This window comes from Pedobacter sp. 10L46_2 (assembly GCF_056395165.1).
On the sequence record NZ_JBFTIZ010000084.1, the window covers coordinates 1 to 20,442 of the forward strand.

The 20,442-nt window shown below is 38.5% G+C and carries 16 protein-coding genes and 2 pseudogenes; 10 read left to right on the forward strand and 8 right to left on the reverse strand.

What is annotated here, in order from left to right:
• The 4 genes from AC1DDX_RS11470 to AC1DDX_RS11485 all read left to right on the forward strand — a co-directional run.
• Positions 1 to 773, forward strand: a 773-nt coding sequence (locus AC1DDX_RS11470) for an LptF/LptG family permease (RefSeq protein ID WP_477622057.1), incomplete at its 5' end; no start/stop codon positions are given.
• A complete protein-coding gene (locus AC1DDX_RS11475; protein ID WP_288883970.1) occupies positions 773 to 1,669 on the forward strand; it encodes a DMT family transporter in 897 nt (298 codons plus the stop codon). The genes AC1DDX_RS11470 and AC1DDX_RS11475, both read left to right, overlap by 1 nt.
• Positions 1,670 to 2,070: 401 nt before the next feature.
• Positions 2,071 to 4,881 carry a TolB-like translocation protein gene (locus AC1DDX_RS11480; RefSeq protein ID WP_337716485.1) on the forward strand — a complete coding sequence of 937 codons (2,811 nt, stop codon included), beginning with the start codon at positions 2,071 to 2,073 and terminating at the stop codon, positions 4,879 to 4,881.
• A 3-nt stretch (positions 4,882 to 4,884) separates the two neighbouring features.
• The gene (locus AC1DDX_RS11485) at positions 4,885 to 5,163 is read left to right on the forward strand and encodes a LapA family protein (RefSeq protein ID WP_048906914.1); all 279 of its coding nucleotides are present in this window, start codon (positions 4,885 to 4,887) and stop codon (positions 5,161 to 5,163) included.
• Between the two features lie 102 nt (positions 5,164 to 5,265).
• Here AC1DDX_RS11485 and AC1DDX_RS11490 read toward each other — a convergent pair whose 3' ends face one another.
• Positions 5,266 to 5,682, reverse strand: a complete 417-nt coding sequence (locus tag AC1DDX_RS11490; protein ID WP_172659611.1) for an OsmC family protein — start codon at positions 5,680 to 5,682, stop codon at positions 5,266 to 5,268.
• A gap of 38 nt (positions 5,683 to 5,720) precedes the next feature.
• Positions 5,721 to 6,524, reverse strand: coding sequence for a 4-(cytidine 5'-diphospho)-2-C-methyl-D-erythritol kinase (ispE, locus tag AC1DDX_RS11495; RefSeq protein WP_337716484.1), 804 nt, complete (start codon positions 6,522 to 6,524; stop codon positions 5,721 to 5,723).
• A gap of 125 nt (positions 6,525 to 6,649) precedes the next feature.
• Here ispE and AC1DDX_RS11500 point away from each other — a divergent pair, with 125 nt between their 5' ends.
• From AC1DDX_RS11500 to AC1DDX_RS11520, 5 genes are all read left to right on the forward strand, one after another.
• Positions 6,650 to 7,444, forward strand: a complete 795-nt coding sequence (locus tag AC1DDX_RS11500) for a thymidylate synthase (RefSeq protein ID WP_172659609.1) — start codon at positions 6,650 to 6,652, stop codon at positions 7,442 to 7,444.
• A complete protein-coding gene (locus tag AC1DDX_RS11505; protein ID WP_337716482.1) occupies positions 7,441 to 7,926 on the forward strand; it encodes a dihydrofolate reductase in 486 nt (161 codons plus the stop codon). Before AC1DDX_RS11500 ends, AC1DDX_RS11505 begins: the two co-directional genes overlap by 4 nt.
• Positions 7,927 to 8,058: 132 nt before the next feature.
• Positions 8,059 to 11,025, forward strand: coding sequence for a protein translocase subunit SecDF (gene secDF / locus AC1DDX_RS11510; protein ID WP_172659607.1), 2,967 nt, complete (start codon positions 8,059 to 8,061; stop codon positions 11,023 to 11,025).
• An 83-nt stretch (positions 11,026 to 11,108) separates the two neighbouring features.
• Positions 11,109 to 12,443 carry an NAD(P)/FAD-dependent oxidoreductase gene (locus AC1DDX_RS11515; RefSeq protein ID WP_337716480.1) on the forward strand — a complete coding sequence of 445 codons (1,335 nt, stop codon included), beginning with the start codon at positions 11,109 to 11,111 and terminating at the stop codon, positions 12,441 to 12,443.
• Entirely contained in the window at positions 12,424 to 13,290 is an 867-nt protein-coding gene (locus AC1DDX_RS11520; RefSeq protein ID WP_337716478.1) for a hydroxymethylglutaryl-CoA lyase, read from the forward strand. The genes AC1DDX_RS11515 and AC1DDX_RS11520 overlap by 20 nt, the downstream gene beginning before the upstream one ends.
• A 70-nt stretch (positions 13,291 to 13,360) precedes the next feature.
• Here AC1DDX_RS11520 and AC1DDX_RS11525 read toward each other — a convergent pair whose 3' ends face one another.
• Both AC1DDX_RS11525 and fbaA read right to left on the reverse strand, forming a co-directional pair.
• Positions 13,361 to 13,795 carry a GNAT family N-acetyltransferase gene (locus AC1DDX_RS11525; protein WP_172659605.1) on the reverse strand — a complete coding sequence of 145 codons (435 nt, stop codon included), beginning with the start codon at positions 13,793 to 13,795 and terminating at the stop codon, positions 13,361 to 13,363.
• An 88-nt stretch (positions 13,796 to 13,883) separates the two neighbouring features.
• Positions 13,884 to 14,814: pseudogene (gene fbaA, locus AC1DDX_RS11530) on the reverse strand (class II fructose-bisphosphate aldolase).
• A 228-nt stretch (positions 14,815 to 15,042) separates the two neighbouring features.
• On the opposite strand from fbaA, the gene accD reads away from it, so the two are divergent.
• Positions 15,043 to 15,888 carry an acetyl-CoA carboxylase, carboxyltransferase subunit beta gene (gene accD / locus AC1DDX_RS11535; protein WP_294872650.1) on the forward strand — a complete coding sequence of 282 codons (846 nt, stop codon included), beginning with the start codon at positions 15,043 to 15,045 and terminating at the stop codon, positions 15,886 to 15,888.
• Between the two features lie 68 nt (positions 15,889 to 15,956).
• Here the strand turns inward: accD and AC1DDX_RS11540 are convergent, their stop codons facing one another.
• The 4 genes and pseudogenes from AC1DDX_RS11540 to AC1DDX_RS11555 form a co-directional block, all read right to left on the reverse strand.
• Positions 15,957 to 18,248 (reverse strand): GH92 family glycosyl hydrolase, encoded by a 2,292-nt coding sequence (locus AC1DDX_RS11540; protein WP_172659603.1) that lies wholly within the window; start codon positions 18,246 to 18,248, stop codon positions 15,957 to 15,959.
• A gap of 22 nt (positions 18,249 to 18,270) precedes the next feature.
• Entirely contained in the window at positions 18,271 to 18,948 is a 678-nt protein-coding gene (locus tag AC1DDX_RS11545; RefSeq protein ID WP_288883966.1) for a basic secretory protein-like protein, read from the reverse strand.
• 162 nt (positions 18,949 to 19,110) lie between these two features.
• Positions 19,111 to 20,259: a cysteine desulfurase family protein gene (locus tag AC1DDX_RS11550; protein WP_337716476.1), complete on the reverse strand. Its 1,149-nt coding sequence runs from the start codon at positions 20,257 to 20,259 to the stop codon at positions 19,111 to 19,113.
• Between the two features lie 8 nt (positions 20,260 to 20,267).
• Positions 20,268 to 20,442: pseudogene (locus AC1DDX_RS11555) on the reverse strand (phosphoglucosamine mutase); the annotation flags it as partial.

The window sequence follows — 20,442 nt, forward strand, 5'->3', positions numbered from 1 at the left end:
ATTTTATATCAGCATTCGTCATATTTTCACTAAATCTGGCTTCCAATCTGTTCATTCTGCCTTATACGAATCAGCTTAAAAACAGCTTTGAGAACACCTACGTAAAGAAGAATGCATCGCCAAGCAAGAACAATATCCACATGAAATTAGATGCAAATACATACATCTACATGGATAGTTTCGACAATAAAACAAAGAAAGGAAGCAGGTTCTCATTAGATAATTTCAAAGGCGATGTATTGACAAAAAAGCTTGTTGCAGAAGAAATATCGTACGATTCTTTAAAGAGATCATGGCGACTAACCAACTATTCTGTAAGGTATATTAATGGCCTTAAAGAGACTTTTGTAAGGGAATTGGTAAAACCTAAAGATACTGTACTGGACATGCGACCAGATGATTTCTCAGCCTACGACAATATATTTGAGAACCTGAGTAACAAAGAGTTATCAGACAAAATCAGAAAAGAAAAGATAAGAGGCACAGGTATTTGGAATGATTTGCTATTTGAGCAATATAAGCGCTACCTACACCCTCTTTCTGCGTTCGTTTTAACCCTCATAGGTGTTGCACTATCCTCCAGAAAGGTTCGTGGAGGTGTTGGTTTACCCCTTGGAATAGGTATATTATTAAGCTTTGGCTATATTGTAATGAACCAATTTGCTAAAATGTTCTCCCTAAAAGGAGGCACTTCACCACTATTTGCAGTGCTGGCACCAACAATATTCTTTGGTCTGCTGGGCTATTATCTACTGAGAAAAGCACCTAAATAATGACCCCGGTTACATCAGAAACGTCTGTAACCAGAAACTTATTAATCCTACATTTTACGGTGTTTATATGGGGCTTTACAGGCATCCTGGGGGCATTAATCTCAATAGATGCGGTACAAATGGTATGGTACAGGGTAATGATAGCCAGCATCACGCTGTTCATCTACTTCATGGCTACAAAAACCCGCATCAGGGTAACCAAAAAACAGTTTCTGCAGTTCTTTTTTACTGGAAGTATAGTGGCCATACATTGGATATTATTCTTCCATGCCATTAAGGTTTCAACGGTATCTGTAACCCTCGTGTGCCTCTCTTCTTTTACTCTTTTTACAGCTATTTTAGAGCCTCTAATAAAGAAACAACGCATCCTTATACCTGATGTCATCGTCGGTTTAATCATCATTGCAGGCATATATCTGATCTTTAAATTCGAATCAAAGTATACTTTAGGCATCATTTTCGGCCTTACTTCGGCCCTTGCATCGAGCTTATTTGCCACCATAAATTCTACTTTAGTCCAAAAAAGCGACCATAAGATCATTGGATTTTATGAGATTTCAGGTGCCTTTTTCTGGATCACAGTGTATCGTTTTGCCGATCAAAGCTTGCTTACCGAGGCATTCAATTTAAGTGTTACCGACTGGATTTACCTTACCATTTTGGGTACCATTTGCACCGCACTTGCCTACGTTGCCGGTGTGTCTGTGATGCGCACTTTGTCGGCTTTTAGGGTAGCGCTCATCACCAATCTCGAACCTGTTTACGGCATCCTTCTAGCCTTCATTTTCTTTGGAACAAAAGAGGCAATGTCCACCGGATTTTACTTCGGAGCCGCACTCATTTTAGGCTCAGTTTTCCTTTATCCCATCTACAAAAAAAGAAAGAATTTACAGTAGTAAATCATCTGTTGAAACAGGAGATAGGGAGGTCGTTTTACCCCTCAGACTTAAGCCAGTTTTCACTCAAAATACGACACATCCGACAAGCATTTTACCCGCTCATATTTTTCATTTCTGTATACAAAGCCAAATTTTAACAAAGAAATTTTGTTGGATTTTAAGCTTAATTAGTGTACCTTAACAGCAGATTCCGACAACCTGAAATTAATTAGCTCCAGAAACACCAAAACCTCCATTTCTACGCTAAAAATTCACAAAAATCAGAATTATCAGTTCTTTACTTTATTAGTATATTTATTTGAAAATCAGAAAATTAAATACATATACATAAATTAAAAAATCATCAAAATTAACCAACAAAAATTTACAAATACTAATTATTTTAGTAAATCAGAAAAATGACATCAAATAAAGAGCTCAAACAACTGATAATCAAATTTATAATAACATTAACATTAAGTATAATTTCACATACTGCTTTTGCCCAGCTTTTTAGCGGAGAACAAAACCCACTTAGTGTAAAATGGCGACAAATAAATGCATCTGGCTTCAGGATCATCTTTCCGGACGAGCTCGAAAAAGAAGCCCAAAGAATGGCCAATACCCTGGGCTATATTTACCCCCATGTTGGCGGTAGTCTTAGGAGGCAAAAAACCACCCTCCCACTGGTCCTTCAAAACCGTGGAGTGATCGCAAATGGCTTCGTTCAACTCGCTCCAAAAAAGTCAGAATTTTACACCACCCCTCCTCAGCAATTCGATAGTCAGGATTGGCTAAATAACCTTGCTGTTCATGAGCTCAGACACGTGGCTCAATACGACAAATTAACCGGCGGAAAAGCCTACCCTTTTCCCGAGTATGTTTACTTCGCCTGGTTCGGAGTTAGCATACCACTTTGGTTTTTTGAAGGCGATGCCGTAACCATCGAAACCGCTCTCACAAATGCCGGTCGCGGAAGACAGCCTTCGTGGATCATGCCTTACCGAACCAGCTTGCTCGAAGGCAAAAAATTCTCATACAGCAAAGTCAGCTTCGGATCTGAAAAAGACATCACCCCCGGCTACTACCAACTCGGCTACCTGATGGCATCGAACATTAGAAAAGAATTTGGAAAAAATATTTTCGACAGCCTGCTTACCGACATCCGCAAAAGACCAGTAAGACCGTACCCCTTTTCGAACAGCCTGAAAAAGTTCACCAAGAGCGGAACTAAAAAATGGTTTAACCAAACCACCGAAACGTTAAAAAAAGAATGGACCGCGCAATCTGAAAAAACCAAAACGGAAAACTACCCGATACTAAACCAGGATTCAAAATTTGCAACCAACTACTTCCTCCCTGTAAAAATTAAGGATGGCAGAATTCTGACCCTGAAACAAAGCAAGGCAGAGACAGCACATTTCACAATAATCGACAGCGCAAAAAAAGAAACAAAACTGCTAAGCATCGGCTACCAGGAGCAACCATGGTTTAGTTACGCGAACAACATTGTGGTTTGGGATGAGATCCGTTATGACCCAAGATATCGCCAGCGCAGCTACAGCGTAATTTGCAGCTACAACCTAAAGACAGGTCGGCAAAAAAAATTAACCACCAGAAGCCGCATCTTCTCGCCAACACTCTCTGCCGACGGAAAAAAAATAATCGCAGTAAAATTTGACCTGAGCAACAAATGCAACCTGGTAGAACTTGACGCAGAAACCGGTGCGATCCTAAACACTATTCCTAATCCCGAAAACCTGATACTGCAAACTCCGGCCTACAACGCCAATGGAAACCTGATCACCTACATTAGCGTTAGCGAAAAAGGAAAAGCCTTGTGGGTAACAGACAAGGGAGAAAAAACAGAACAGTTGATAAAGGAAACGCAACAGCAGATAAGCAGACCGATATACATTAACCGAGGAATAGCTTTTAACGCGCATTACGATGGAATCGACAACATTTACAGCATAGATACCATTTCAAAAAAGATAAGCGCTCTGAGCGCCTCTAAATACGGCGCTTTTAATCCAACGCAAGCCGATAGCACTGCTTCCGTTATTTTCAACAACTACACACTAAGCGGCTATGGAATTTCAGAAATGCCGCTACAACCAAAACAACCGGGCGATAACAATTTCGTTTATTTTGGCAGCGCCGTCCAAAAACAAGAGAATACAACGAATGTTTTCGACAATATTCCAGATAGCAGTTACTCCTCAAAACCATACCGTGCACTAACAAACCTGTTCAATGTACACAGCATAATTCCGGTTATCGAAAACGAGTACCGCGGCGGACTACAACTAAATTCCGACAACCTGCTTAACACTTTCGGTTTTTTTGCAGGAGTGGATTATTACCGTGACCTGAAAAAATTCGAGTACAATGCAGGCTTCACTTTAAAAAGTTTTTATCCGATCATAAGAGCCACCTACAGGAACCGGCCGCGAAGAACTTTCTATAACACAAAATCAGGCGTTCTGCAGGGCGATTGGAGAGAAAACAATATCCAACTTCAGGCATCCGTTCCAATAAGCTTGAACGCGCTAAATGAGACTTACAATTTCTCTTTTAATGCACTAACCAGTTACACCCAAAGATACCAGCCCGAAAACCTGCCCAAAAATTTCATCAGCAAATTAATTTTCCCGATGGAATACAACTTCACCTTTAACCATAGCACGGCACAGGCCGCAAGAGACATTGCACCAAAATGGGCACAGATATTAAGGATTTCTTACATGCACCAACCATTTGATGATAATCTTGCCGGCCGATTGTTCGCTGTTGAAGGATTCCTGTATTTCCCTGGTCTGCTAAAAAACCACTCTTTCCTGGCCAATTTCAATTATCAGAATACATCAGGCATAAGATTGTACGACCAGGAAATAAACACTGTTTATGGCTATAGTAACATCAGGGCAAAAAGCGTTCTCAGAAACACCCTGCTTTTCAACTACCGCTTCCCTATCGTTTTCCCCGATGAAGAAATCGGTCCGCTGGCCTATATCAGAAATCTGAGAGCAGGCATGTTCTGCCATTATGAAAACATCGGTACAGAAACAAATTTAGCAGAACCTAAAACTTTTGGTTTCGAATTACGTAGTAGTATGAACCTGCTGCGTTATCAGCCGATTGTGGATGTGGGCGCCAGGTGTGTTTTTGTAAACAAAGTGTATAACCAAAATCCTATATTAGAATTAATTTTAAACTATAGCTTTTAAGTCATGAAGACCAAAACCATTTTCATCATCGCATTTACAGCAATCATTACTATTTTTTTAATGATAAATACAGACGCCGTAGAGTTTAACTTCATTTTTGTAAAGAAAGAAATTTCTAAACTGCTGGTAGTGGGTGTATGTACTTTTGTTGGATTTATACTGGGCTATTGGGCCGGCAGACCCAGAACTACTTTAAGCACCTATGACAGGGTTGATACGCCGATAAAACCCGAAGATCGTAAGAAAGCGTTGAGCGATGAGGATCGCGATTATATCAGTTAAGAGATATGGCCGTCATCTCGACTTTAGGAGAGATCTCTTGGTTATGCTAACGCAATATAGATCTCTCCTAAAGTCGAGATGACGGCAGCCTTAACTACTCCGTTACTGATGAATTTCGTATGTAAAATTCAGCGTAGCTGAACGCTCCAAAATATTAGATACTGAGCAATATTTTTCGAAAGTTAAAGCAAGTGCTCTTTCTACTTTTTGAACATTTAATGCGCCATAAAGATCGAAATGTATGTTTATCACATCAAATATTGGCGGCATCTCTTCATCCTTACGAGTGGCCTTAATATTGATTTTAACATCATTTAATGGCTCTTTTTGCTTGGTTAGCACATTCACCACATCAATTCCACTGCAACCTCCAAGGCCCACCAACAGCATTTCCATTGGTCTGAAACCTTTACCTTCTCCACCAATTTCAGGCTTAGCATCCAGTTCTACAGTTTGACCGCTTGGGTTCTGAGCTTCAAAATTAAATTTATTGTTTTTACGTATCAGGTTAATTTCCATTTGTAAATATCTTTATGCTTGTAATATGTTCTTTGGTACTAAATGTTATAAAACACTTTATTATCCTTTTCCAGTTCGGGTAATTTCACCTGGTCTTCAAATATTGCAAAAACTGATGAACCACTCCCACTCATGGCTGCAAATATTGCTCCCTCATGATAAAGCGCTTGTTTTACCGTTGCTATTTCCGGATATTTCAAAAACACAGTGTCTTCAAAATCATTCTTCAGGTTCGATTTCCAATCTTTTAACGGCAATTGAATTAAGTCCTTTAGTGATTTGGAGGATCTATGAGGCACAATTCCACTATAAGCATCGGCAGTAGACACATGCACCGGGGGTTTAACCAATATAATCTTGTAGCCAGAAAGATCAACATCGACCTCGCTAAACTCATCGCCCTTTCCCTCTGCAAAAACCGGTCTATTGTTAATGAAAAATGCACAATCGGCACCCAACTGCCTTGCATAATCTTCCATCTGATGGGTATTTAAGCCCAATTGAAATTTATCGTTCAATAACTTGATCAGAAATGCAGCATCAGATGAGCCACCACCTAAACCAGCCCCAACAGGAATATTTTTAAGCAGCGTAATTTGTTGCGCTGGCAAATCGAAATCATTTTTAAGTAAATCAAATGCTTTTAGGCAGATGTTATCAGTAGTACTTCCGGGAATATCAATACCTTTTATCTGACAAGTTGTTTCTCCGGCATCTGTAATTTCTATAACATCATTTATTTTTACCGGATAAAATACAGTTTCAAGATTATGGTATCCATCAGGTCTTTTCTCAGTTACATACAGACCAAGGTTTATCTTGGCATTAGCAAATGCAAGCATCAATTTTTGCGTTTATTGTTAAGCCTGCAAACTTACAAAAATCAAAAACATAGTATAGAAGTATAGCTTTAAAGATTCCATATAATATGTACTTTTGTAATAAATAGCCTTTTTAAATTAATCAGATGAAACAGTATTTAGATTTGATGCAGCACGTGCTTGATCATGGCACACAAAAACATGACCGCACCGGAACCGGCACCATCAGTGTATTTGGATATCAGATGCGATTTAACTTGCAGGAAGGCTTCCCTATGGTTACCACAAAAAAACTGCATTTAAAATCAATCATCCATGAATTGATCTGGTTTTTAACCGGCGATACCAATATTAAGTATTTAAAAGATAATGGTGTAAGGATATGGGATGAATGGGCTGATGCCGACGGCAATTTGGGCCCTGTATACGGATCGCAATGGCGCTCGTGGCCTAAACCCGATGGCGGACATATCGATCAGATAGCGCAGATCATCAATACCATTAAAAACAACCCGGATTCCAGACGTATCATTGTATCGGCATGGAACGTTGCCGAGGTAGAACATATGGCGCTTCCTCCCTGCCATGCATTTTTTCAGTTCTATGTTGCAGATGGAAAATTAAGCTGCCAGCTGTATCAGCGCAGTGCCGATATATTTTTAGGAGTTCCTTTTAATATTGCTTCTTATGCCCTGCTAACCATGATGGTTGCCCAGGTATGCGGTTTGAAGTATGGCGACTTTATTCATACCCTTGGCGATGCTCATTTATACAACAATCATATTGAGCAGGCAAAATTGCAATTGAGCAGAGATCCTAAAAAACTGCCTGTAATGGAAATAAACCGTGACGTTAAAAACATCTTTGATTTTAAATTTGAAGACTTTACGTTGAAAGATTACGAAGCTCATCCGCATATTAAAGGAGTAGTTGCAGTATGATCGTATCAATTGTAGTWGCTATAGACCAAAATAATGCCATCGGTAAAAACAATAAGTTATTGTGGCATTTGCCAGCAGATCTAAAGCATTTTAAACAAATAACCAGCGGACATACCATTATTATGGGCCGAAAAACCTATGATTCTATTGGCAGACCACTACCCAACAGACGTAACATCGTGATTACAAGAAATACTGACCTGGCCATTGAAGGCGTTGAGGTTGTAACAACTCTTGATGATGCTTTAGCCCTTTGTACCAAGGACGAAGAAGTGTTTATTGTTGGCGGTGCGCAGATATATGAACATGCGCTTGGCAAAACGGATCGTATCTATCTTACCACCGTACACCAGACTTATGATGCCGATACCTTCTTTCCGAAAATCGATAAGCAGACCTGGAAAGTAATAAATTCTGAAGATCATGAGCCTGATGAAAAAAATGTGGTAGCTTACACATTTTCGACACTTGAGCGGTATTAAACAATCTTAAAAGCAAATAGTTGGAGGCCTATAATAAAAACTTTCATAACGTGGCCTATTAATTAAAAAAATAATTAGATTTGCCGACTTGTTAAAAAAATATATAGCATATAGACTAATAATTACAAACAAATGCAGGGTAAAGGTTTTATAAAATTTATGGCGATACTTTTAGGTATCGTCTGTGTGTATTCTCTCTCATTCAACTTTGTTACTTCTAAAGTTGAAAAAGACGCAAAAGCTTATGCTAAAGGAGACCTGGATAAGGAAAAAGCTTATTTAGATTCGATGGCAACAGTACCGGTATATCCTCTTTTTGGATTTAATTACCAGTTCTGTAAAGAAAAAGAAATCAACCTTGGTTTAGACTTAAAAGGTGGTATGAACGTAACGATGGAAATATCGTTATCAGAACTGGTTAAATCTTTAGCCGGAAATACTGATGATGCTAATTTCAACAAAGCGTTGGTTACTGCTCAAACTCAATTGAACGCTGGCGGAAAAGATTTCATTAACTTATTTGTTAACGAATTTGAAAAACTTTCTCCTAACGTAAAATTAGCTGACTTCTTTTCTAATCAAGACAACTCTAAACTTCTTAAACCTGATGCCAGCAATTCGGAAGTAAAAAACTTCTTATCTAAAGAAGCTACTAGTGCTATTGACCGTTCATTCGTGATCATCAGAAGTCGTATCGATGGTTTCGGAGTAGTAAGTCCAAACATGCAGAAACAAGAAGGTACTAACCGTATCCTAATTGAGATGCCAGGTGTTCAGGACAAAGAAAGGGTTCACAAATTATTACAAGGTTCTGCAGAATTACAATTCTGGCAAGTATATAACAACGAAGAGGTGTATCCGGTTATGGAGAACATCAACAAAACACTTGCATCGACTTTAAAAGTTGCAGATACAAGTGCTGCTGCAAAAACTTCAACAGATACTACTGCTGCTAAATCGGAAAGTAAATTAGCCGGCTTAGCAAAAAATAAAGACACTAAAGATTCGGCCGGAGTTAAAAACTCTGAACTGGCAAAATCTAATCCTTTGTTTTCTGTATTAAACGTACCTACTTACCAAGGTCAGAACGGACAGCCTTCATTACGTCCGGGACCAGTTGTTGGTTGGGTTGCTCAAAAAGATACTGCTAAAGTAAACGCTTACTTTAAAAGACCTGAAATTGCTTCTATCATTCCTCAGAGTTACAAATTCATGTGGAGTGTTAAACCGATGGACATTGCTCAATCTGGTGGTGCTAAGATTTTCGAATTGTACGCAATCAAATCTTTGTCTTCTGATGGCAAGCCTGATTTAGGTGGTGAAGCTATTAGTGATGCCCGTCATGATTACGATCAAAAAGGTCGTCCTGAAGTAACCATGTATATGACTGGTGAGGGTGCTGCAAAATGGAAAAAAATTACTGCTGAAGCTTCTGCTGATCCAAACAATAAAAAATCTATTGCTATCGTATTGGATAATACAGTTTACTCTGCTCCTACGGTACAAAATGAGATCCCTAACGGTATTTCTTCTATCACTGGTAGTTTCACTGTAAACGATACTCAGGATTTAGCAAACATCTTAAAAGCGGGTAAACTTCCTGCTCCTGCAAGAATTGTTGGTGAATTCGTTGTTGGTCCTTCACTTGGTGAGGTTGCCATCCACAATGGTTTATTGTCATTCGTACTTGCGTTTGTTGTAATCCTTGTGTTTATGGCTTTATATTACAATAAAGCCGGATGGGTTGCTAACCTTGCATTGGTGATCAACTTGTTCTTTATCATGGGTATTTTGGTATCACTAGGTGCGGTATTAACATTGCCTGGTATTGCAGGTATCGTGTTGGTAATCGGTCTATCGGTAGATGCGAACATCCTTATATTTGAGCGTGTAAGGGAAGAGCTTACTTTGGGCAAACCAACTCCGGTAGCTATCAAAGAAGGTTTCAAACACGCAATGTCATCTATCATTGACTCGAACGTTACTGTATTTGTATTAGGCGCTATCCTTTACATCTTTGGTAGTGGTCCGGTTCAAGGTTTTGCTACTACGTTATGTATCGGTATCTTATCATCACTATTCTGTGCAGTATTGATCTCACGTTTAGTTTTTGAATACCTTTTAGATAAAAAATCTAACATTACTTTTGGCAACAAACACACTATTCACGCATTTAAAAATATTGCTTTCAACTTTGTTGGCCATAGAAAACTTTACTATACTATTTCTTCGGCAATCATTGTTTTAGGTTTTATTTTCTACTTCAAAAATGGTGGTTTAAATCTGGGTATCGACTTTAAAGGTGGTAGAACTTATATCGTTCACTTCGATAAGGGAATGCAAACTGAAGATGTTAAAGCTAGTTTGAATGCATCTTTCCCTGAGTCAGAAACTATCGTTAAAACTGCAGGTGCTGATAATGAATTAAAAATTACAACTACTTACCACATTACTGATCAGGATCAGGGTGCTGATAAATTAGTTGAAAAAGCATTACACGAAGGTTTAGCAAAAACCGGTGTTAAATATACTATTGAAAGTAATGAAAAGGTAGGTCCTATTATTGCGAGCGATATTGTTTACGGAGCGTATGGAGCAATTCTATTCTCTTGTTTAGTGATGTTCTTCTATATCGTAGTAAGGTTTAAGAAACTAAACTATGGTTTAGGTGCTGTTATCGCATTGTTCCATGATGTGCTTCTTGTACTTTCGTTCTACACAATTTTAGATGGTGTATTACCATTCTCTCTAGAGATTGGTCAGGATTTCATTGCAGCGATCTTAACAGTAATGGGTTACACCATGACTGAGACAGTTGTTGTGTTTGACCGTATCCGTGAGAAGCTTGCAGAAAGCGGGAAAGAAGATCTTCATGGCGAGGAACGTAATAAATTAATCAACTTTGCATTGAACAGTACTTTGAGTCGTACTATTTTGACTTCACTAACTGTATTCTTCGTATTACTTGTAATCTTCATCTTTGGTGGAGCTAGTATCCGCGGATTTATCTTTGCCTTATTGATTGGTCGTATCATTGGTACATATTCATCATTATGTATCTCTACTCCTATCGTTATCGATCTTGGTAAAAACAAATAAGTAATTACTTACAAATGATAATTAAAGGCACCCTTTTTGGGTGCCTTTTTGTTTGTTATGTATATTTACCAAAATTGATTTTTATGGAACAACGTTTTCCTAAAGGCAACAAACCCAGAATTGTAATTGTAGGCGGTGGCTTTGGTGGCATTGAGCTGGCAAAGAAACTGCGAAATAAGGACATAGAAGTAATTATGCTCGACAAACATAATTACCATACATTTCAGCCGCTATTATATCAGGTTGCTACGGGAGGTTTAGAGGCCGACTCTATTGCTTTCCCACTAAGAAAAATCTTTAAAGGCCAAAAAAACCTAACCTTTAGGGTTACTGAAGTGAAAAAGGTTTTGCCTCTTGAAAATGCAATAGAAACTACCATCGGTATTTTTGAATACGATCATCTTGTAATTGCTACAGGATCAACCAGTAACTTTTTTGGGCAAGATGAGATTGAGCACAATGCCATGCCCATGAAATCCATTCCAGAGGCATTAAACCTTAGGAGTTTATTACTTCAAAATCTGGAATCAGCACAAATCGCTACAGATAAGCTTACCGAAGCTGAATTGTTGAATTTTGTGGTTGTTGGCGGTGGCCCCACCGGTGTTGAAACCTCAGGTGCAATTGCAGAACTTAAAAAGCACGTTTTAAAAAATGACTATCCTGAATTAGACCTTAAAAAAGTAAATATATTTTTGATAGAAGGTTCTCCTGAATTATTAGGAGCAATGTCTGTTCAGGCACAAAAGAAATCTGAAGAATTTCTTAGCGAGCTTGGTGTAACGGTTATGACCAATTCACGTGTTCAATCTTACGACGGGAAGCAGCTAATTCTTGTTGATGGCAGGATTATTCCTACTTCAACTGTAATTTGGTCGGCCGGAGTAAAAGGAGTAGTAATTGACGGATTAAATCCGCAATGTGTAGTCAGGGGAAATCGAGTAAAAGTTAATGAAATCAGCAGAGTTGATGGTCATGATAATATTTATGCTATTGGAGATGTAGCCGCAATGATTACAGAAGAGTTCCCTAATGGCTATCCAGGTGTTGCACCGGCAGCGATACAACAGGGAAAGCAACTTGCCGAAAATCTGATCAATATTATTGGCAACAAACCCACAGAACCTTTTAAGTACTTCGACAAAGGGGCAATGGCAACGGTAGGCAGAAACAGAGCGGTTGTAGATATCCATAAGGTTAGGTTTCAGGGCATATTTGCCTGGTTTACCTGGATGTTTGTTCACTTAATGACACTTGTTGGCTTTAGGAATAAACTGGTGGTATTTGTGAACTGGGTATGGAGCTATTTTAGTTACGACCGCGGAACAAGGTTAATTATCCGTCCGTTTCTAAGAGGAAACCCGGAACCTGAAGTAGTGGACCCCAAACCTGTTAAGGATGAAGCAAAAGTCAATTAAGCTTATTGAGTGCCCACGTGATGCCATGCAGGGTATTCATGATTTTATAGATACTGACGTTAAAGCAGCATATATTAACCTGCTCTTACAAGTCGGGTTCGACACCATAGATTTCGGTAGTTTCGTATCTCCCAAAGCAATTCCTCAGTTGCGGGATACACGTGAAGTTTTAGCTAAGCTGGATTTGAGCGCTACAAGTTCCAAACTCCTGGCTATTGTAGCTAATTTGCGTGGTGTTGAAGAAGCTGTTGCGCACAACGAGATAACCTATCTGGGTTTTCCATTTTCCATCTCAGAAACGTTTCAACAAAGAAATACCAATTCAAGTATCGCACAATCAATGGATACGGTAAAACAGATGCTTGAACTGTGCGATAAATACGGTAAAACAGCCGTTGTTTATTTATCTATGGGTTTTGGAAACCCATATGGGGATGAATGGAATGTAGAAATAGTTGAAAGGTGGGCAGATGAACTGATTGCCAATGGTGTGAAGATACTTTCATTGTCGGACACCACAGGTGTTTCTTCTCCTGAAAAAATCAGAGAGATCTTACCGTCTCTGGTGAAGAGATTTGAAAACACAGAGATCGGCTTGCATTTACACAGCACACCCGATACGCGCTTTGAGAAAATTGACACTGCTTATGAAAGTGGTTGCCGCCGGTTTGATAGTGCACTGAAAGGATTTGGAGGCTGCCCCATGGCTACGGACGACCTGACAGGTAATCTGGCCACAGAAGAACTCATTACCTACTTAGAAAGCAGGAATGAGGCCTTAAACCTGAATATGGACAAGTGGCAGGAAGCCGTTCTGTTTTCACAAAAGGTTTTCCCTTTGTATTAAATTTATTTTTGATTCCATCATCATCCTGAATTTATTTCAGGATGATGATAGTGTTACCCAAGCAACCCCGCTAAGCGTGATGGTGCTTTTTAACCATTTTGTAATGCTGTATACCTGCTTCTTCAAATTGTTCACCCTCTGCTATAAAGCCAAATCTTGAATATAATCTCATTGCGTCCAGCTGCGCATTTAAATAAATGTAATCTGCATCAGAAGGTAAGTCAGACAAGGCTGCAGCTACCAGGGCCTGTCCTATTCTTTTTCCTCTGAACTTTTTTAGTACAGCAAATCGTTCTAATTTATATCCATTTTCTGTTTTGCGCCAACGACATGCGCCACAAGGTTCGTTGTTTAACAATGCCAGAAAATGTTTAGAAACATCTTCATTTTCCCATTCCAGCTCTGGAGGGCAGTTCTGCTCTTCAACAAAAACGGTTTTTCTAATTGCAAATACCTTATCCAAATCTTGCGGATTGTTTACCTTAATTACCTGAAGTGCGTCCATGATTTCTATTTATTTTTAGCTTTTAAATGCAACAAAAAAAGCGCCACAAGTATAATTCCTGTGGCGCTTCGTAACTTTTACCCAAGGATTATAATTTGTCGCTTGCGTCTTTACAATTTAAATCTTCAAATGCTTGTGTTAAACGTTTAACAAAGGCTTCTTCACCCTTACGTAACCAAACACGAGGATCGTAGTATTTTTTATTAGGTTTATCTTCGCCATCAGGATTTCCGATTTGAGCTTGAAGATAAGCTTCGTTTGCTTTATAGTAATCCAAAATACCTTCCCACATTGCCCATTGCATATCGAATTACTGGTTGTAATTTAACGTTACCAGGTTTATAAACACCGTGAACGTTACCAAACGCAGCTGCAACAGTGAATTTATCACTTACTTTGCTTAATTCTTCGTAGGCATAAGCTACTTCAGAAGGCTGAGTATATAATTTAGAACTATCTACATCACTGTTGTCAACGCCATCTTCTTCACCACCTGTAACACCAAGCTCGATTTCAATGGTCATGCCTAATTTAGCCATACGTGCTAAATATTTAGCAGAGATTTCCATATTCTCTTCGATAGACTCTTCAGATAAGTCAAGCATGTGTGAAGAAAACAATGGTTTTCCAGTTTCTGCAAAGAATTTTTCGCCATGATCTAACAATCCGTCGATCCATGGTAATAATTTTTTAGCAGCATGGTCAGTGTGTAATATTACAGCAACACCATAATGTTCAGCCAATAAATGAACGTGTTTAGCTGCAGATACTGCACCTAATACGCAAGCATTCAGATTATCATTATTTAATGTTTTACCTGCGTAGAATTGTGCTCCACCGTTAGAAAGTTGAATGATAACAGGTGAATTAACTGCTTTGGCAGTTTCCATTACTGCATTAATGGTATTTGTACCGGTAACATTTACTGCTGGCAAAGCAAATTGATGTTTTTTAGCCTGTTCAAACAATTCCTGAACGGCATCTCCGTAAATTACGCCCTTGTAGCCTTTTAAACTCATTTTTTATAATTTTATATCTGCCGAAGTTAGGAAAAATATCACTTTGGGCAAACCAATAAGGGGATTATTTTCAATTAAAACGTATTGTTTAGGCTTGGTAATGAACCGATCATGAATTATTTTATATTTTTTATATGATTTGGGCATTCATAATCGTTTAACTAAAGTATCCTTAAACTGTTCTAATTTTTTTTTGTTTCTTTGTAATCGCATTTTTCAAGAAATAACATGGCTTGGTTTAAAAGAGAGAAAAAAGGTATTAGTACGCTTACTGAAGAAAAAAAAGAAGCGCCAGACGGTTTATGGAACAAGTGTCCGAATTGTAAAAAAGCATTACATACTGCCGATCAAATAGAGAATAAATATGTTTGCCAATATTGTGACTATCATTTAAGAATAGGGTCTAAGGAATACTTTCAGGTATTATTTGACGATAATAAGTTCACCGAGCTTTTCTCAAATTTAACATCAGGAGATCCCTTGAATTTTACAGATAGCAAGCCCTACACTGAAAGGTTGGTAGAGAGCATGACTAAAACAGGCTTAAAAGACGCCATTAGAGCTGCTCACGGTAAAATAGAAGGTGAAGACATCATTATAGCTTGTATGGATTTCAATTTTATTGGCGGATCTATGGGTTCGGTAGTAGGTGAAAAAATTGCCCGTTCTATTGATTATGCAATAAAACATAAAGTTCCATTTTTAATGATCTCTAAATCTGGAGGTGCCCGGATGATGGAAGCTGCATTCTCGTTAATGCAAATGGCCAAAACTTCGGCTAAACTTGCACTGTTAAGTCAGGCCAAAGTTCCTTATATATCTTTGCTTACAGACCCAACTACTGGTGGTGTAACTGCTTCTTATGCGATGCTTGGTGATATTAACATTGCTGAGCCTGGTGCTTTGATCGGTTTTGCCGGTCCAAGGGTTATTAAAGAAACAATAAAGAAAGATCTGCCTAAGGGTTTCCAAACCGCAGAATTCGTTTTGGAACATGGTTTCCTTGATTTCATTGTAGATCGCAGAATGATGAAAGCTAAGCTTGCTGCTTTCCTTAAAATGATGAAGAACTAAAAAAATATATTATAATTAAAAAAGCCCGGTAAAATATTTTACCGGGCTTTTTTTGTATTTAACAAGTACTATTTGCTAGTATCTGTTGAAAGCGAATAAGGGAAATCTGACTCATTAGCGCCTCTTTCTTTATTCGGTGTCTCAGACATATCAAAATCTAAAGTAGCACCTTGTAATAAAGTAGAGTGGCTTAACCAGTTTTTAGAATATGGTTTACCGTTATACTTTAAGGTCTGTACGTACTTGTTATCAGCACTGTTTTTTGGTGCATTGATGGTAATCGTTTTACCGTTCTCTAAATTAAGCGTAACCTTTTTAAACAAAGGAGCACCGATAACATACTGATCTACAGCCGGAGTTACAGGATAAAACCCAAGAGCAGAGAACACATACCAAGCAGATGTTTGTCCGTTATCCTCATCTCCGCAATATCCATCAGGTGTAGCTTTATACATTCTATCCATCGTTTCGCGTACCCAATATTGAGTTTTCCATGGCGCGCCTGCATAATTATATAAATAAATCATATGCTGGATTGGCTGATTACCATGAGCGTATTGGCCCATGTTTGCAATTTGCATTTCACGAATCTCGTGGATCACACCACCATAATAACTATCGTCAAACACTGGAGGAAGTGTAAATACGGAATCCAGTTTCTGAACAAATTTATCTTTACCGCCCATTAACTTAGATAATCCATCAATATCCTGGAATACCGACCATGAATAATGCCAGCTATTTCCTTCTGTAAATGCATCGCCCCATTTGAATGGATTAAAAGGAGATTGGAATTTACCATCCTGATTTTTACCACGCATTAAACCTGTTGATGGATCAAACAGATTTTTATAGTTCATACTGCGTTTTTTATAAATATCTATTTCAGACGCAGGTTTGCCTAATGCTTTACCTAGTTGATAGATCGCAAAATCATCATAAGAATACTCCAATGTTCTGGCCGCATTTTCATTGATTTTTACATCGTAAGGCACATAACCTAATTCATTGTAGTATTTAACGCCGCGACGACCTGTAGCTTCAGGGCCTTCATTATTAGCGCCATGTTTTACAGCATCCCATAATGTATTGATGTCGTAGCCACGCATACCTTTAATGTAGGCATCAGCAACAACAGAAGCAGAGTTATTTCCGATCATACAATCAGAATAGCTAGGGCTCGACCACTCAGGCAGCCAGCCACCCTCTTTATAATCGTTCACCAAACCTTCCTGCATTTCTTTATTAACAGATGGATAAACAAGGTTAAGGAATGGATATAATGCTCTGAATGTATCCCAGAAACCTGTACCAGCAAATCTGTAACCTGGCGCTGTTTTACCAGTGTAGGGGCTATAGTGTACTATCTTATTGCTCTTATCAACCTCATACATTTTGTGAGGGAAAAACAAAGTGCGGTATAAACTCGAGTAAAAAGTACGAACCTGATCTATAGTTCCACCTTCAACAGAGATTTTGCTAAGTGTTTTGTTCCACACTGCTTTTCCTTTTTGTTTGGTTGTTTCGAAACTATCGTTTGATAATTCTCTTGTCAGATTGATATCTGCCTGCTCAAAGCTGATAAATGAAGAAGCAACTTTCATATTAACCTGCTCCCCTTTTTCGGTTTTAAACCCTATGATAGCACCTGAATGATCACTTTGCAACTCCAATGTATCTTTTGCAAGGTTTTTACCTCTCCATGCATTTGCAGATGTAAAAGGCTTATCAAAGTAAATAACAAAGTAGTTTTTAAAGTTTTCAAGCTTACCGCGRCTGTATCTGGTACTGTAACCAATTACTTTGCGTTCGCCAGGTATTATTTTGATGTATGACCCTTTATCAAAGGCGTCGATAACTACATAAGAATCATTTGTTTTTGGGAAGGTAAAACGGAACTGGGCAGCTCGTTCTGTAGGAGTGATTTCTGTTGTCACATCGGCATCAGCCAAATAAACGCTATAGTAATAAGGCTTAACGGTTTCAGATTTATGAGAATACCAGCTTGCTCTGTCATCCTGATTAAATCTCATTTTACCCGTTACAGGCATTACTGAGAACTGACCGTAATCATTCATCCATGGAGACGGCTGATGAGTTTGTTTAAATCCTCTTATTTTATCAGCGTCGTAGGTATAAGCCCATCCGTCGCCCATTTTACCAGTTTGTGGTGTCCAAAAGTTCATTCCCCATGGCAAAGCTATCGTTGGATAGGTATTTCCATTAGACAAATCTGGCTTACTTGCAGTACCCATTAGCGGATTAATCCATTCAACTGGATCCGTTACTTTGCCCACTGTCTGTGCAAACAGCGCAGAGGATGCCAGAACTAATGAGGCGGTTAAAAATTGTTTAATCATGGTTAAAAAATATCAAATGTGGTTATAATGCTGGTTTTTCTGAATATGCTTTCCACAGGTCATCTAAAGATTTACCTGTTTCTTTTTGCCATATCTCGTTTGTATAGGTATGATCGCGTAAGCTTGAATCTAGTTTTTTAACAATCCCTTTGTTGTCGTGATTTTCTAACCATGCCAGGAATCTTGCAGTAATTCTGTAACTGTTTTTATAACTGTGCGTGCTTTTAAGTTCAGGGAGCGTCCAACCTGCCCCAGGATTATCAACTCCAAACTTATAACGTACATAGTCGGCAATGCCCTCAGTCAGCCATCCCGGCCCGTTACTACGTCCGTAATTTTGAACGATATGCATTACCTCATGGGTTACCACATCTACATCTCCCGGGAATTTCTTGAAATAAGCTGCGCTATAAGTTACTTTTCCTGCTCCGGTAGCCGCAACTCCATCGTAAGCCGTATCAATCACAAAATAGACTTCTTTGTTAGTGTTTGGATTATACTCCTGACTAAGCAACGGATAAACTTTAAAGAAAGTTTCAATCATTCTTTTTTTTAGGGCAGGATCAAATGTTGGATCCTGGCTGGTAAAATTAAGGGTAAGACCATCTTTTTTAATTGTTTCGGTCTCCTGGGCTTTTAGATGATGACTGAAGATCATCGTTAAAGCCATGGAAAGTAATACTGTTGTGGTTCGTTTCATATTAAATTCTAAAAAAATTAAACGATTTAGCACACAAATAAACATAATAAAATGAAGATTCCCTAGTTGATAATGGTAACAAAGTAATAATAAAAGATCAGAGTTACGAAAAAAAGCCATCTTTTGAAGATGGCTTTTAATAATTTATACTAAAAATGTTAACTATACGGTCACATTTTGACTCACAATCTGTTTCACTTTCTCAACTACAAAATCTAGTTCTTCCTTTGTATTGTATTTGCTAAACGAGAACCTTACCGATGGGCGGTTAGGATCAGCAGCTATACCGGTAAGCACGTGAGACCCGATATTGGACCCTGATGAACACGCACTTCCACCTGATGCAGAAATACCGTTAATATCAAGGTTAAACAAAAGCATATCAGCCATGTCCATTGCCGGGAAAGAAACATTTAAAACGGTATACAAGCTTTTTTCAGGTTCAGTCTCTCCGTTAAAAAAGAGATCAGGTACTTCATTACTTAACCTATCCTTCAAATATGTCTTCAATTCTTGTATATGCTGTTGATGTTCCGCCATTTCTCCATATGCTATTTGCAAGGCCTTTGCCAGGCCTACAATACCATAAACATTTTCTGTTCCACCACGCATATTGCGTTCCTGTGCACCTCCAAAAATCATCGGACTGATTTTTATAGAATGGTTAACGTATAGAAAGCCAACACCTTTTGGACCATGTAATTTATGGGCAGCACAAACAATAAAATGAGCTTTAAGCTTTCTTACATCGTGCACATAATGCCCCATGGTTTGTACTGTATCACAATGATAAATGGCATTATATTGTTCGCAGATATCACCTACCCTTTCCAGATCTGTTAAAGTTCCCAATTCATTATTTGCATGCATTAGGGATACAAAAGAACGCTCATTGTTTTTAAGCAGCTCTTCAAGATGGTCATAGTCGATATTGCCTTTTGCATCCACATTAACAAAACTCAGCTTATCAATTACACCTTGCTCTAAAAGCATATTAAGCGTGTGTTCTACTGCATGGTGCTCAATTTTAGAGGTAATGGCATGTTTTATATTAAAGGCAGCAATACCGCAACGAATGGCTGTATTATCAGCCTCTGTACCTCCTGATGTAAAGAAAATTTCTGCAGGTGTTGCATTTAAAAGTCCGGAAACAGTTTTTCTGGCCTTTTCAATTAATGTACGTACCTCACGTCCCTGGGCGTGTATGGATGATGGATTACCATAATAAGAATTCATCACCTTAACCATTTCCTCTATCACTACTGCATCCAGGGGTGTAGTTGCAGCATTATCTAAATAAATTCTTTCCATTTTTTTTACTAACTCAATTTTAATATTTCTTTGATGTCGGAGATTATTTTTGTAGCTAAACCTTCGGCTACAGTTTCAGATCCGGCTTCACTATAGATACGAATAATTGGTTCTGTGTTTGATCTGCGAAGGTGTACCCATTCCTTATCAAACTCAATTTTTAATCCGTCTATTGTACTGTTT

Excerpts from the sequence above, each read along its gene's own strand:
- AC1DDX_RS11475 (WP_288883970.1), top strand. The coding sequence starts at position 773 with ATGACCCCGGTTACATCAGAAACGTCTGTAACCAGAAACTTATTAATC.
- AC1DDX_RS11480 (WP_337716485.1), top strand. The coding sequence starts at position 2,071 with ATGACATCAAATAAAGAGCTCAAACAACTGATAATCAAATTTATAATA.
- AC1DDX_RS11485 (WP_048906914.1), top strand. The coding sequence starts at position 4,885 with ATGAAGACCAAAACCATTTTCATCATCGCATTTACAGCAATCATTACT.
- AC1DDX_RS11490 (WP_172659611.1), bottom strand. The coding sequence starts at position 5,682 with ATGGAAATTAACCTGATACGTAAAAACAATAAATTTAATTTTGAAGCT.
- ispE (WP_337716484.1), bottom strand. The coding sequence starts at position 6,524 with ATGCTTGCATTTGCTAATGCCAAGATAAACCTTGGTCTGTATGTAACT.
- AC1DDX_RS11500 (WP_172659609.1), top strand. The coding sequence starts at position 6,650 with ATGAAACAGTATTTAGATTTGATGCAGCACGTGCTTGATCATGGCACA.
- secDF (WP_172659607.1), top strand. The coding sequence starts at position 8,059 with ATGCAGGGTAAAGGTTTTATAAAATTTATGGCGATACTTTTAGGTATC.
- AC1DDX_RS11515 (WP_337716480.1), top strand. The coding sequence starts at position 11,109 with ATGGAACAACGTTTTCCTAAAGGCAACAAACCCAGAATTGTAATTGTA.
- AC1DDX_RS11520 (WP_337716478.1), top strand. The coding sequence starts at position 12,424 with ATGAAGCAAAAGTCAATTAAGCTTATTGAGTGCCCACGTGATGCCATG.
- AC1DDX_RS11525 (WP_172659605.1), bottom strand. The coding sequence starts at position 13,795 with ATGGACGCACTTCAGGTAATTAAGGTAAACAATCCGCAAGATTTGGAT.
- accD (WP_294872650.1), top strand. The coding sequence starts at position 15,043 with ATGGCTTGGTTTAAAAGAGAGAAAAAAGGTATTAGTACGCTTACTGAA.
- AC1DDX_RS11545 (WP_288883966.1), bottom strand. The coding sequence starts at position 18,948 with ATGAAACGAACCACAACAGTATTACTTTCCATGGCTTTAACGATGATC.
- AC1DDX_RS11550 (WP_337716476.1), bottom strand. The coding sequence starts at position 20,259 with ATGGAAAGAATTTATTTAGATAATGCTGCAACTACACCCCTGGATGCA.